This window comes from Microbacterium sp. A93, assembly GCF_051842835.1.
On record NZ_JBPXMT010000002.1, the window covers coordinates 38,410 to 51,184 of the forward strand.

Here is a 12,775-nt window from a genome sequence, read left to right on the forward strand (position 1 = left end):
CCGCTTCAGTCCCCGGCCCTCATGCCACCGGGCACCGAAGCCGCACCGTCTCGCCGAGCCCTGGGGCCGGCGTCGAGAATCCCCCTTCCCGACGCCGGCCCCAGGCCGTTAAACGCAACCGCCCGGTACCAGCGAGGTACCGGGCGGCCGTGTTGAGGCAGGGGTCAGCCGTTGACGCGCCGCTTCAGCCCGTCCAGCTGGCTGGCGATCGAGGCGGGCAGGGAGTCGCCGAAGCGGGCGAACCACTCCTCGATGGAGGCCACCTCGTCCTTCCACTCCTCGGGGTCCACCCGCAGGGCGTCCTCGAGGTCCGCGTCCGAGAGGTCCAGCCCGGTCAGGTCCAGTGCCTCCGGGGTGGGGACGTGGCCGATCGGGGTCTCGGTGGCATCGGCGGTGCCCTCGAGGCGCTCCACGACCCACTTCAACACGCGGGAGTTCTCCCCGAAACCGGGCCAGGCGAAGCCGCCGTCCCGGTTGCGGCGGAACCAGTTGACGAGGTAGATCCGCGGCAGCTTGGCCGGATCGACCTCGCCGGAGACCTTGACCCAGTGCTCCAGGTAGTCGCCCGCGTCATAGCCGATGAAGGGCAGCATGGCCATCGGGTCGCGGCGGACCACGCCCACGGCACCCGCGGCGGCGGCCGTGGTCTCCGAGGACAGGGTGGCGCCCTTGAAGATGCCGTCCTCCCAGTCGAAGGACTCGGTCACCAGCGGGATGGTGGTCTTGCGGCGGCCGCCGAACAGGATGGCGTCCAGCTTGACCCCGTTGGGCTCGTGGTACTCGTCGGCCAGCATCTCGGTCTGATCGATCGGGGTGCAGAAGCGGGAGTTCGGGTGGGCCGCCTTGGTGCCGGACTCGGGGGTCCAGTCGTTGCCCCGCCAGTCGGTCAGGTGCGCCGGGACCTCGTCCGTCATGCCCTCCCACCACACGCCGCCGTCATCCGTCAGGGCCACGTTGGTGAAGATCGAGTTGCCCTGGGTGATGGCCTTCATGGCGTTCGGGTTGGTGGACCACCCGGTGCCGGGGGCCACACCGAAGTAGCCGGACTCGGGGTTGACCACCCGGAACTCGCCGTCCTTGCCGGGACGGATCCAGGTGATGTCATCACCGAGGGTCTCGGCCTTCCAGCCCTCGATGGTCGGATCGATCAACGCGAGGTTGGTCTTGCCGCAGGCCGAGGGGAAGGCGCCCGAGATCGTGTAGGACTTGCCCTGGGGGTTGGTCAGCTTCAGGATCAGCATGTGCTCGGCCAGCCAGCCCTCGTCCCGGGCCATCACCGAGGCGATGCGCAGGGCGTAGCACTTCTTGCCCAGCAGGGCGTTGCCGCCGTAGCCGGAGCCGTAGGACCAGATCGAGCGCTCCTCGGGGAAGTGCACGATCCACTTGGTCTCGTTGCACGGCCAGGCCACATCGGCGTCCCCCTCCTCCAGCGGGGCGCCCACGGAGTGCAGGGCCGGGACGAAGAACGCCTGGGTCTCCTCCATCTTCTGCAACACATCGGTGCCGATGCGGGCCATGATGCGCATGGAGTTCACCACGTAGGCGGAGTCCGTGATCTCGACGCCGAACTTCGGGTCGTCGGCATCGAGGTGGCCCATGACGAAGGGGATCACGTACATGGTGCGCCCGTGCATGGAGCCCTTGAAGGTGTCCTTCAGGATGCCCTTCATCTCGGCCGGGTCCATCCAGTTGTTGGTGAAGCCGGCGTCCTCCTCCTGCTCGGAGCAGATGAACGTGCGGTCCTCCACCCGGGCCACATCGGCCGGGTCGGAGAAGGCGGCATAGGAGTTCGGGAACTTGTCATCGTCGAGCTTGACGAAGGTTCCGGCCTGCACGAGCTGCCCGGCGAGGCGGTCGTACTCTTCCTGGGATCCGTCCACCCAATACACGGAGTCCGGCTCCGTGAGCTCGGCAACCTCCTTCACCCAATCAAGCAGCTTGCCGTAGCTGGTCGGCGCTTCCGCCACGGCGCGATCTGCGAACGCGAGTGAGGAGTTGTTGGCCATGAGGGTTCCCTCCATTGGGTTGCGGGTGCATTCCGGTCAGGCACAGGGGAATGCGGCCGTGGCCGGCCGGCACCCCATTGTGCGTACACCGTCTCCGCTCGCCATTCTACCCACGGACCCTCCATGGATTTCCCGGTGACGCCACCTGACGTCCACCCGCCGGATCCCCAAGGCACGACGCCGGCCACGCACCTCCTACGCGCGCCGCACCTCCCAGGGAGGGCTGGGACAGCCCGGACCAAGGAAGATTTGGTGAACACCGGGTGGGCCGGTATAGTCTTTCAAGGCCGATCGCGGCCGATGCGCCCTTAGCTCAGCTGGATAGAGCGCCTGTCTACGGAACAGGAGGTCAGGGGTTCGAATCCCTTAGGGCGCACCACAGGCCAGCAGGCCACACACCCGGACTTCGGTCCGGGTTTTTTTATGCCCGGGTCCGCTCACTCCATTGAAGTCTCCGACCGTTGTGGCCCACAACGGATTGTCCTAGCATGACGACATCGCCTCGATGTGACACACATCACGCCATCGCAGCTCCTGGCGCAGAGGCGGTCCCTCCTGTGAAAGGACATCACCGTGAAACACCGTCTTGTTCCCGCACGCCCCGCCAGACTCCGGGGGCTCAGATTCCACTCCCAGGGGAGGTGTTGAGATGAGCAGCGAACCCACACCGCGCGGCAGGCGCCGCGGCCGCACCGGCCTCCTGGCCGGCGTCGCCGCCCTGGCCCTGGCGCTCACGGGCGCCGCGCCGGCCTTGGCCTCCGGGCAACCGGCAGCCGCTCCGGCCCCCACCCCCACGGCCTGCGCGGACCTGACCGCCTTCGACTTCGAGTCCACCGAGATCACCTCGGCCGAGGTGGTCACGGCCGGGACCCTGTCCAATCGGGGAGCCCCCATCGGCGAGCACTGCCTCGTCAAGGGCAAGATGAACGAGCGCGTGTCCGAGGTCGACGACAAGACCTATGCCATCGGCTTCGAGATGCGCCTACCCTCCGAGTGGAGCGGGCAGTACCTGTACCAGGCCAACGGCGGCATGGACGGCAGCGTGGTCCCCGCGACCGGCGGGGTCGGCGGTGGTGAGAGCGGCCTACAGATGGGCATGGCCGTGATCAGCTCCGACGCCGGCCACACCGGGGCCCAGAACCCGAGCTTCGGGATGGACCCCCAGGCCCGTCTGGACTACGGCTACCAGGCCGTGGGCACCCTGACCCCCATGGCCAAGGCCCTGGTGGAGGAACGCTACGGCGTGGCACCCGATTACTCGTACATGACCGGCGGGTCCAACGGCGGTCGGCACACCATGATCGGAGCCTCCCGGTACACGGAGGACTACGACGGGTTCCTGGCCCTGGCGCCCGGATTCAACCTGCCACAGGCCGCCACCGCCCAGCTCTGGGGCGCCCAGCAGTGGGACTCGGTGGCCACCAGCGAGGACCTGAACACGGCCCTGACCCAGGACGAGCGCGTGGTGCTGGCCAACGCCATCCTCGAGCAGTGTGACGATCTGGACGGCCTCGAGGACGGCATGGTGCAGGCCAGTGCAGACTGCCAGGAGGTCTTCTCCGTGGCCGAGCACGTGCCGACCTGCGAGGCCGATCGGGACGGCACCTGCCTGAGCGAGGACCAGAAGGGCGTGGTCACGAAGGTCTTCGCCGGCGCCACCACCTCTGACGGCGAGGAGATCTACAGCTCCTTCGCCTACGATCCGGGGATCGTCAACGGCGGCTGGGGCTTCTGGAAGTTCTTCGCACCGATCCAGCTGGACTCCACGGCGGTGGGGTACGTCTTCTCGGCCCCGCCCTACGCCCCGCCGATGAACGCGCTCCGTGACTTCGTCATGGACCTGGACATCGATGAGGCGAACGCGTCCATCTACGCCACCTCTGGCATCTACACCGAGAGCGGCATGGACTTCATGACCCCTCCGGACCTGGAGTACCAGGACCTGAAGGCCACCGGCGGCAAGATGATGGTCATCCACGGCGCCTCGGACGGGGTGTTCTCCATGGAGGACACCGCCACCTGGTACCGGGAGCTGGAGGAGGCCCACGGCGGAGACGCCTCGGACTTCGTGCAGTTCTACGAGGTGCCGGGCATGGACCACGTCTCCGGCGGGCCGGCCACCGATCAGCATGACTCGCTGGCCGCCCTCGTGAACTGGGTGGAGGACGGCGAGCAGCCGGGCAGTCTGAAGGCCTGGGTCAACCCCACCAGCACCGCCCTGCCCGCGGACTGGTCCAAGGACCGCAGCCGCCCGCTCTGTGCCTACCCCGAGGTGGCCGTCTACACCGAGGGCGACCCGGAGGATGCCGCGAGCTTCGAGTGTCAGTCACCGGCCGAGGTGCCGGCGGACTTCACCGACAACACCGATCAGGAGACCTGGTACTACCAGCCGGTGCGCTGGATGCAGCTGACCGGGGTCTCCACGGGTTACGTGGACGGCAGCTTCGGGACCCACCGGAACATCACCCGCGGCGAGTCGCTGGCGTTCCTGTACCGGTACTCGGGTGAGGAGGTTGTCGAGGACGGCGCCACGTTCCCGGACGTGCCGGAAGGTCATTCGTTCTACGATGCCATCTCCTGGGCGCAGGCCAAGGAGATCACCCGGGGTTATGCGGATGGCACCTTCAAGCCGGGCCACGAGGTGACGCGCGGCGAGTTCGCCTCGTTCCTCTACCGCGTGGCGGCACCGGAGCCTGCTGAGGGCACCGAGCCCACCTTCCCGGATGTACCCGCGGGCAGCACCCACCAGAAGGCCATCTCCTGGCTCGCGGCCCAGGAGCTGGTGGTCGGTTACAGCAACGGCGACTTCCGCCCGGACCGGCCGATCATCCGCGCCGAGGTGGCCAAGGTGCTCTCCGGCTACGATCAGCTGCCGCAGGACTGATCCGAGAGTCACCTCCGGTCTACCCGATCGAGAAGGGCCCCACCCCGCCAGTCGGCGGGGTGGGGCCTTTTTCGATCAAGCTCGGTCAAGCTCGGTCAAGCCGCGTCAGGCCCGATCGGAAACACCAGCAGGGAGCCGGTTGCGGTGGCCACGGCCCGGCCCACGGCGTCCACCATCTCGGCCTCAGCGAAGATCACCCGCCGCCCGGGCTTGACCACGGTTCCCGTGCACCTCAGCGGGCCGCTGTCCGCCCGGACAGGGCGCAGGTAGTTCACGGTGAGGTCGATGTAGGTGTATCCCATGCCGGCCGGCAGGGTGGAGTGGGCCGCACAGCCCAGCGCAGAGTCCAGGACGGTGCACATCAGTCCGCCATGCACGGCGCCGATGGGGTTGTAGTGGGATTCATCCGGCTCGCAGCGGAAGACCACCGTGCCCTCCTCCACCTCCACCAGGTCCATCCTGACGTGGCCGGAGATCGGTGGTCCCGGCAGCTCGCCCGAGGCCATGCGGCGCAGGAACTCGAGACCCGCCAGTTCCGGCAGCGCCGCCATGGCCTCAGCAGTGTCCTCCCAGTGGACCACCGTCTGACGGGCCTGCCGCGGAGCGGCGCTCACCGGCCCTCCCCCGTTGCCGGCAGCGGCACGTTCTGCAGTCGCAGCTGGCCCCGGGCCAGGTCCTTACCGCTCTCCGCCGCCGTGATGACCACCTCCCACAGTTGCTGGGTGCGGCCCTGATGCAGGGCGGTGGCCCGGACCAGGGCCCGGCCGCTACTGGCCGGTCGCAGGAAATCGGTGGCGTTGTGCACGCCCACCGCGAACTGGCCCCTCTCCAGCACGGCCCGGCTGGCGCCCACGCTGCCGGCGCTCTCCACGATGGTGGTGTAGACACCGCCGTGGACCACGCCCCACGGTGTGTGCTGGTCCGGACCGAACTCGGCGTGACCGGTGACGGAGGTGGCCGTGACCTCCTCCATCACGAATCCGGATCCGGTCACGAACCGGCTGGCAGCTGCCAGGGACACATCCGGGATCGCTCCCGGGACCTCCTGCTGATGATCTGTCATCACTTCACACTCCTCTGGTCTGGCCTCCTATACTGCCCGCGAGGGTGCCCTCTTCGCGGGCCCCCGGGGCCCGCCGTCGGGAACCCCACCCCCCACAGCGATCGTGCCGAACCACGGTCATCATCACTGCGGTGCGGCAGGATCACTGTGGCGGCGCGCAAGACAGGAACCGGCGCGTGACTGACAATGGGGACCATGACCACCGAAGACCCTCGCTCGCTCGACGAGCCCGACGAGCCCAACGAGCCCGCCGAGCCCGCCGACGCAGCGCCCCCCTCCCCGGCCGCGGCGCACGACCACGGCAGCACACGCTCGAAGCTGAGGGTGGCGCTGAATGCGGTAGGCCACCCCTTCGGCTTCGTCCTCACCCTCGGCGGCCTGGCCGCGCTCCTGCTCGGCGCGGCCCGGACCAGTCTGACCACGGTCCTCGTGTATATCGTGCTGGCCCTGTTCCTCGCGCTCGCCCTCGATCCGGCCGTCCGCGCCATCGAGAGGCGCGGCCTCGCGCGCGCCTGGGGCATCAGCATCACCGTGCTGGCCTTCCTGCTCGTCATCGCGGGGGTACTCTGGCTGATCGTGCCCACCGTGGTGCAGCAGGTCGCCAACTTCATCCAGGGCATCCCCGGCATGGTGGACGACTTCATGACCTCCGAGTTCTTCGCCCGGCTGGAGTCCGCCTTCGGCGAGGGCCTGGGCACGCTCACCACCCAGGTCGAGGGCTTCCTCACCGATCTCAACAGCCTGGCCATGATCGGCGGCGGAGCCCTGCAGGCCGTCCTGGGGATCGCCAACGGAGTCTCCGGGGCGCTGATCATCCTCGTGCTCGCCCTGTACTTCCTGGCCTCGATGCAGTCCATGAAGCAGGCCCTCTACCGCCTGGCACCCGCACGGAACCGACCGGGGGTCGAGGACCTCACGGAGGAGATCACGCAGTCCGTGGGCGCCTACCTCGCGGGCATGGTCGTCCTCGTCCTGGCCAACGCGGTGGTGGTCTTCGCCCTCCACCTGGTCCTCGGCCGTCCTCTTGATCATCCGCCGGGTGCTCGTGCCCCGCCAGGACTCGAAGGTCTGAACCGCAGGGGTTCCGCGGGGTTAGCCAGTGGGGTCAGGCCAGTGCAGCTAGGGCCGGGGCACCGTGAAGTGCGTCATCCGCGCGTCGCGGCCGTCCAGGGTGGCCCACGCGCCCGGGATCCGGAAGACCTGCAGGCCCAGGGTCGGGTAACGCTCGGCCATCGTCACCACCGCCTCCTCGTCCGATTCCACGGAGGCGAGCCGCATCCCGAGGTCCTGGACCCACGGCATGTGCCCGATCACCATCAACGTGCGCACCTGCTCCTCGGTCTCGTTGATCACGGCCAGGGCGCGGGCGGCGTCGGCCTCATAGAGCCGCGAGTCCAGATAGGGGGTCGGCGCCTTCTCCCCCAGCTCGCTGCACACCCAGGTGCAGGTCTGGCGGGTCCGCACGGCGTCCGAGCACAGGATCATCTCGGGGTACAGGTTCTGCCGGACGAGCCATTTCCCGGCCTCCGGCGCCTCCCGGGTGCCGCGCCCGCCCAGCGGACGGTCATGATCCGTCACCCCGAGGGGCCAGTCCGATTTGGCGTGACGCAGGATGATCAGCGTCTTCTCCCCGGTGGTATCGGGACGTTCGGGGCGTACGACGTCGGCAATCATGGTCCCAGCGTACGTCGGCTTCACGGCCCCTGCCGGGGCGGCGGGCGCGGGGCTGAGGGCCGGGGGCCGGTCACATGGTCAGGCCACCGGAGACCGAGAGCACCTGGCCGGTGGTAAACCCTGCATAGGGTCCTACCAGATAGGCGACCGCCTCGGCGATCTCCTCGGGCTCTCCCGTGCGTCCCTTCGGGATGGCCTTGACGGTTCCCTTCATGACCTTCCCGGCCAGTCCGTCATCCGCCAACATGCCGGCGAGCATCTCGGTGCCGGTCGGGCCGGGACTGACCACGTTGACCGTGATGTCCTTCCGAGCCGTCTCGCGAGCCATGGCCCGCACGAAGCCGGCCACCCCCGCGCGAGCTGCGGAAGAGGCGGCGTCCCCGAGCGTTCCCGCCTTTCCGCTGTCCGATCCCACGATCACGATCCGACCGAAGCCGGACTCCTGCAGGGCCGGAAGCACAGCCCGAACGAGGTTCATGGGCCCCAGCAGCTCGGTGGCCACTACCTCCGCGGTCTGCTGCGGATCCGAGGCCGCGAAGAACCCGAGTCCGTGGCGGTGCCCGGTGGTCACCACGAGGGTGTCCATCCCGCCCATGGCCCGCTCAGCGGCGCCGCCCGGACCGGCGACGGCGGCCACCGCCGCCGGATCGGTGGCGTCCAGCCCCGCCGCGCCCGCCCAGCGCCCCTCCGGCAGGGAGGCACCCAGCTCCTCGGCCGGACCGGAACGCGAATGGTAGGTCCCGAACACGGTGGCGCCGCGCCCGACCAGCCGCCGCACGACGGCTGCGCCGATGCCGCCCACCCCGACAACGAGGATCCGGCGGCCCTCCAGTTCCGTTCCTGTCCGGGGTGCAGTCTGTTCAGCGGACGCGTGGTCCATGGTGGAGTTCCTTTCGGATCGGGTCACATAGCGTTGATCGAGGTGATCTTCCGGCCGATCAGCAACGACTGGATGCCGCCCGTTCCCTCGTAGGTGTGCACGACCTCCATATCCGTCAGATGACGGGCCACGTGGAAGTCCAGGAGCAGGCCGTTACCGGCCAGGATGTCCCGGGCCTCTCGCGCGATCCAACGGGCTTTCTCGGCGGTCTGCATCTTGGCAATCGAGGCCATGGTGCCGGTCCACGTCCCGGCCTCCTGGAGCTGGGCCATCCGGTGGCAGATCAGCTGGATGTCTGTCAGGTCTGCCAACATGCGGGCCAGGGAGTTCTGCACCAGCTGGTTCGCACCGATCGGCCGGCCGAACTGTTCACGGGACTCGGCGTAGGCGGCGGCCGCCTCAAAACAGGCGGTCGCGTGGCCTAGAGCCTCCCAAGAAGCCCCGCCGCGCGTGGTGGAGAGCACCCGGGAGACGTCTTTGAAGCTGTTGGCCCCGGGGAGGCGGTTGTCGTCCGGGATACGCAGATCCTCGAACTCGAGGTCCGCCTGCAGAATGGCGCGCTTGCCGACTTTGCCGGTGATGGTCTGATAGTTGAATCCCTCGGGCCGGTTCCCTGGATCGCGTGGGTCATCGCGTTCCATGACGAAAGCCTTGACCTGCCCATCGGACTCGTCGCGGGCGAAGATGATGACCAGGTGGGCCATGGACCCGTTGCCGATCCAGCGCTTGGCACCGTTGATCACCCAGTGGTCGCCATCCCGCCGGGCGGTGGTGTCCAGGTGGACCGAGTCCGATCCGTGCCGCGGCTCGGTCAGGGCGAAGGCCCCGATCTTCTGCAGGCGGGACATGTCGGGCAGCCAGCGCTGCCTCTGCTCCTCGGAGCCGAGCATGTTGATGGTGCCCATGGACAGGTTGGCCTGGACGCCCAAAAAGGTGTTCATTGACCCGTCACCGCGCGAGAGCTCGGCGGTGGCCAGCCCGGCGGCCAACCGGGAGAGCCCAGCGGCCCCGTATCCGGTGATCGCCCCGCCGACCACACCGGTGGCGGCCAGCGGGTCCACCAACTCGTAGGGGAACTCCGCCCGTTCCCAGTACCCGTTGATCACGGGCAGCAGGTGCCCGTCCACGAAGGCCCGCACCGCAGCGCGGACTCGCCGGGCGTCGTCGGGCAGGCCATCCTCCAACCGCAGGTAGTCCGTGTCTCGCGGCCGGGTGAGCCCCGCCGCCAGGGCGCCGAGGTAGTCCTGGGTGTCCTGGCCCCAGCCTCCGGAACCCGCGGCCGGGGGAACCGGCAGGCCAATCTCCTCAGTCGCCTCAGTCATAGCTGTACCAACCCTTTCCGGTCTTGCGGCCGAACTCGCCGGCTCGGTACTTCTCCTCCAGCAGCCGTTGCGGCTTCTCCGCCTCGTCGCCGGTCTCGTCATAGTGGGCCTGGCGGATGAGGTAGGTGACGTCCAGCCCCACGAGGTCCATCAGCTCGAAGGGGCCCATGGGGTGTCCCAGGGCGGTCTTCGCCGCGGTGTCGATGTCTTCGAGGGAGGCCACCCCGCCGTCCAGCAACTCGAGGGCTTCGGCGCGGATGGCCCCCATCAGCCGGTTCGCCACGAAGCCGGGGATCTCCTTGTTCAGCAGGACCGGTTCCTTGCCCATGGCCTGGGCCACCGCCATCACGGCATCCACCGTGGCGTCCGAGGTCTGCCCGTGGCGGACCACCTCCACGCACTTCATCACGAGCGCGGGGTTGAAGAAGTGCATGTTGCACACGCGGTCCGGCCGGTTCGTGGCGTCGGCCACCGCCGATGACCCGTAGGTCGAGGAGTTCGTGGCCAGGATCGTGTGTTCCGGGGTGAGCCCGTCCAGCCGGGTGAAGATGGACCGCTTGACGTCCAGCCTCTCCGTGGCGGCCTCGACCACCAGGTCGGCGGTGGCTGCGGCCTGCTCGAGTCCGGTGGTGAACTCGAGGTTCGCCCACGCCGCGTCCGCCGCAGGCTGGTCCATGCGGCCTTTGGCCACGCGACCGTCCAACCAGGTGCGCATGTCCTGCTCGGCGTTTCGCACCGCATCCTCGCTGACGTCCTGGACCGTGGTGCTGAATCCGGCCACGGCGGCCACCATGCCGATCTGTCGACCCATCGCCCCCGAGCCGATCACCACGATGTTCCGGATCTGCGGGGTCTGCCCCGCCGGATGTTCCGTCATGTTGTCCTTCGCTTTCTGCAGTTGCCTGCCGTTGCCCGCCGGTGCAACTCAGCGGCCCCGGAACTCCGGGGTTCGCTTGCCCAGGAAGGCGTCGGCGCCTTCAGCCTTGTCCTCTGTGGTGTACAGCAGGGTCTGGGCCAACCGCTCCAGTAACAGGCCCGTCTTCTGGTCCGTCTCGGCCCCCTGGGCGATGACCAGCTTGGCCAGCCGGATCGCGAGGGGCCCCTTGGTGAGGATGGCCGCGATCGTCTCGGCGGCTGTGGCCATCAGCTCGGCACCCGGTACCACCGCGGTGACCAGGCCGTAGCGTTCGGCCTGCTCGGCGATGAGGATCCTGCTGGTCAGGATCATCTCGACGGCCCGGCCGGTGCCCACCAGCCGGGACAGACGCTGGGTGCCGCCGGCACCGGGCAGCACCCCCAGTGTGGTCTCCGGCAGCCCCATCTTCGCGTTCTCCGCGGCGATCCGGATGTCACAGCTCATGGCCAGCTCCAGCCCGCCGCCCATGGCGACCCCGTTGAGGGCCGCCAGGGTGGGCTTGGGGTAGTCCTGGATCCGGTCATAGAGACGCTGCATATGGGCGGCCAGCCCATAGGTCAGGTCGTAGTTCGCCAGCTGGGAGATGTCCGCACCGGCCACGAAGGCCTTTTCACCGGCGCCCGTGAAGATGACGGCGCGCACGGCCTCGTTCTCCTCCCAAACGTCCAGGATCCGCGAGATCTCGGCCAGTACCGTCTTGGACAGCGCGTTGCGCTTGTCCGGACGGTTGATGGTGATGGTCCCGACGCCGTCCCCCACCTGGGCGAGGATCGTCTCGAATTCCTCGGGCTGGGTCTGCTGCCCGGTCTGCTCCGTCATCGAGATCAGGCCTCCGTCCGGGTGAAGGCGCCGATGCCGGTGAGGTGGCGGCCGATGGTGAGTTGGTGGACCTCATCGGTGCCCTCGTAGGTGCGCACTGATTCCAGGTTGTTGGCGTGGCGCAGCGGTGAGTAGTCCAGGGTGATGCCGTTGCCGCCGAGCATCTCCCGGGCGTCCCGGGCGATGCCGATCGCGACCCGGCAGTTGTCCAGCTTGCCGGTGGAGATCATCGCCGGGGTGACCGAGCCGGGCAGGACGCCGTCCTTGATGCGGCCGGTCTGGTGGGCCAGCAGGTAGCCCTTGTTGATGGCCACGGCCATGTCCGCGAGCTTGGCCTGGGTCAGTTGGAACCCGGCCAGCGGGGTTCCGAACTGCATCCGGGTCGCGGAGTAGTCCAGCACGGCGTTGAAGGAGTCGCGGGCCGCGCCCATGACGCCCCAGATGATCCCGTAGCGGGCCTCGTTCAGGCACTGGAACGGGCCTTTGAGCCCGATCGCCGAATCCGCTGGCAGGATGGCCTCGGCGGGCAAGCGGACGTCCTCGAGGTGGATCTCGCACTGCACGGAGGCCCGCATGGACAGTTTCTGGGAGATCACCTCGGCCTTGAAGCCGGGGGTGTTCGTGGGGACCACGAAGCCGCGGACTCCGCGGCCCTCGCCGTGTTCCCCGGTCTGGGCCCAGATGATGGCCACGTCGGCCAGGTTCGCCAGTCCGATCCACCGCTTGGAGCCGTTGAGGACCCAGTCCCCGTTGGCGTCCTGCTTCGCGTTGGTCATCATCGCAGCCGGGTCGGAGCCCGCGGTGGGTTCGGTCAGCCCGAAGCAGCCCACCGCCTCACCGGAGGCCATCCGCGGCAGCCACTCGTTCTTCTGTGCCTCGGATCCGTGCTTGTGGATCGCGGACATCGCCAGCGAGCCCTGCACCGAGACGAAGGTCCGCAGCCCGGAGTCCCCGGCCTCCAGCTCCTGGGCGGCCAGCCCGTACTCCACGGCTGAGCGGCCGGCGCAGCCGTAGCCCTCCAGATGCATGCCCAGCACCCCGAGCTTGCCCAGTTCGGGGATGATCTCGGTGGGGAAGACCGCCTGGTCATACCAGTCGGCGATGTTCGGGCGGATCACCTCGTCCACGAGGGACCGGACCTTCAGCGCCAGGTCCTTCTCCTCGGCGGAGAACAATCCGTCCAGCCCGGTCAGGTCCATCGGACCCAAGAA

Annotated in this window: 10 protein-coding genes, 1 tRNA gene and 1 pseudogene; 3 read left to right on the top strand and 9 right to left on the bottom strand. The window is 68.6% G+C overall.

Going from position 1 to position 12,775, the window contains the following annotated elements; translation table 11 throughout:
- Window positions 1-164: 164 nt before the first annotated feature.
- Window positions 165-2,006, bottom strand: coding sequence for a phosphoenolpyruvate carboxykinase (GTP) (locus ACSU1G_RS04480; protein ID WP_439278722.1), 1,842 nt, complete (start codon window positions 2,004-2,006; stop codon window positions 165-167).
- Between the two features lie 302 nt (window positions 2,007-2,308).
- Here ACSU1G_RS04480 and ACSU1G_RS04485 point away from each other — a divergent pair.
- Window positions 2,309-2,385 (top strand) — tRNA-Arg (locus tag ACSU1G_RS04485).
- A gap of 270 nt (window positions 2,386-2,655) precedes the next feature.
- A complete protein-coding gene (locus ACSU1G_RS04490) occupies window positions 2,656-4,890 on the top strand; it encodes a tannase/feruloyl esterase family alpha/beta hydrolase (RefSeq protein ID WP_439278723.1) in 2,235 nt (744 codons plus the stop codon).
- A gap of 95 nt (window positions 4,891-4,985) precedes the next feature.
- On the opposite strand, the gene ACSU1G_RS04495 is transcribed toward ACSU1G_RS04490, so the two are convergent.
- Complete coding sequence (locus ACSU1G_RS04495) at window positions 4,986-5,504, bottom strand: PaaI family thioesterase (RefSeq protein ID WP_439278724.1); 519 nt, start codon at window positions 5,502-5,504, stop codon at window positions 4,986-4,988.
- On the bottom strand, window positions 5,501-5,953 hold the full coding sequence (locus tag ACSU1G_RS04500) for a PaaI family thioesterase (RefSeq protein ID WP_439278725.1): 453 nt from the start codon (window positions 5,951-5,953) through the stop codon (window positions 5,501-5,503). The genes ACSU1G_RS04495 and ACSU1G_RS04500 overlap by 4 nt, the downstream gene beginning before the upstream one ends.
- A 195-nt stretch (window positions 5,954-6,148) precedes the next feature.
- Here ACSU1G_RS04500 and ACSU1G_RS04505 point away from each other — a divergent pair.
- Window positions 6,149-6,916, top strand: a pseudogene (locus ACSU1G_RS04505) (AI-2E family transporter); the annotation flags it as partial.
- A 156-nt stretch (window positions 6,917-7,072) separates the two neighbouring features.
- Here the strand turns inward: ACSU1G_RS04505 and ACSU1G_RS04510 are convergent.
- From ACSU1G_RS04510 to ACSU1G_RS04535, 6 genes are all read right to left on the bottom strand, one after another.
- On the bottom strand, window positions 7,073-7,627 hold the full coding sequence (locus tag ACSU1G_RS04510) for a SixA phosphatase family protein (protein WP_439278726.1): 555 nt from the start codon (window positions 7,625-7,627) through the stop codon (window positions 7,073-7,075).
- Window positions 7,628-7,697: 70 nt separating this feature from the next.
- Window positions 7,698-8,507 carry an SDR family NAD(P)-dependent oxidoreductase gene (locus tag ACSU1G_RS04515; RefSeq protein WP_439278727.1) on the bottom strand — a complete coding sequence of 270 codons (810 nt, stop codon included), beginning with the start codon at window positions 8,505-8,507 and terminating at the stop codon, window positions 7,698-7,700.
- A gap of 23 nt (window positions 8,508-8,530) precedes the next feature.
- Window positions 8,531-9,829, bottom strand: coding sequence for an acyl-CoA dehydrogenase family protein (locus ACSU1G_RS04520; RefSeq protein WP_439278728.1), 1,299 nt, complete (start codon window positions 9,827-9,829; stop codon window positions 8,531-8,533).
- Complete coding sequence (locus ACSU1G_RS04525) at window positions 9,822-10,706, bottom strand: 3-hydroxyacyl-CoA dehydrogenase family protein (protein ID WP_439278729.1); 885 nt, start codon at window positions 10,704-10,706, stop codon at window positions 9,822-9,824. The genes ACSU1G_RS04520 and ACSU1G_RS04525 overlap by 8 nt, the downstream gene beginning before the upstream one ends.
- Window positions 10,707-10,754: 48 nt before the next feature.
- Window positions 10,755-11,564: an enoyl-CoA hydratase/isomerase family protein gene (locus tag ACSU1G_RS04530; protein WP_439278730.1), complete on the bottom strand. Its 810-nt coding sequence runs from the start codon at window positions 11,562-11,564 to the stop codon at window positions 10,755-10,757.
- 5 nt (window positions 11,565-11,569) lie between these two features.
- A complete protein-coding gene (locus ACSU1G_RS04535; protein ID WP_439279394.1) occupies window positions 11,570-12,763 on the bottom strand; it encodes an acyl-CoA dehydrogenase family protein in 1,194 nt (397 codons plus the stop codon).
- Between the last annotated feature and the right edge of the window lie 12 nt (window positions 12,764-12,775).

What these genes read in the sequence shown, in the direction of transcription:
- ACSU1G_RS04530 (WP_439278730.1), bottom strand. Translation starts at nt 11,564, where the DNA reads ATGACGGAGCAGACCGGGCAGCAGACCCAGCCCGAGGAATTCGAGACG.
- ACSU1G_RS04520 (WP_439278728.1), bottom strand. Translation starts at nt 9,829, where the DNA reads ATGACTGAGGCGACTGAGGAGATTGGCCTGCCGGTTCCCCCGGCCGCG.
- ACSU1G_RS04500 (WP_439278725.1), bottom strand. Translation starts at nt 5,953, where the DNA reads ATGACAGATCATCAGCAGGAGGTCCCGGGAGCGATCCCGGATGTGTCC.
- ACSU1G_RS04510 (WP_439278726.1), bottom strand. Translation starts at nt 7,627, where the DNA reads ATGATTGCCGACGTCGTACGCCCCGAACGTCCCGATACCACCGGGGAG.
- ACSU1G_RS04525 (WP_439278729.1), bottom strand. Translation starts at nt 10,706, where the DNA reads ATGACGGAACATCCGGCGGGGCAGACCCCGCAGATCCGGAACATCGTG.
- ACSU1G_RS04490 (WP_439278723.1), top strand. Translation starts at nt 2,656, where the DNA reads ATGAGCAGCGAACCCACACCGCGCGGCAGGCGCCGCGGCCGCACCGGC.
- ACSU1G_RS04480 (WP_439278722.1), bottom strand. Translation starts at nt 2,006, where the DNA reads ATGGCCAACAACTCCTCACTCGCGTTCGCAGATCGCGCCGTGGCGGAA.
- ACSU1G_RS04535 (WP_439279394.1), bottom strand. Translation starts at nt 12,763, where the DNA reads ATGGACCTGACCGGGCTGGACGGATTGTTCTCCGCCGAGGAGAAGGAC.
- ACSU1G_RS04515 (WP_439278727.1), bottom strand. Translation starts at nt 8,507, where the DNA reads ATGGACCACGCGTCCGCTGAACAGACTGCACCCCGGACAGGAACGGAA.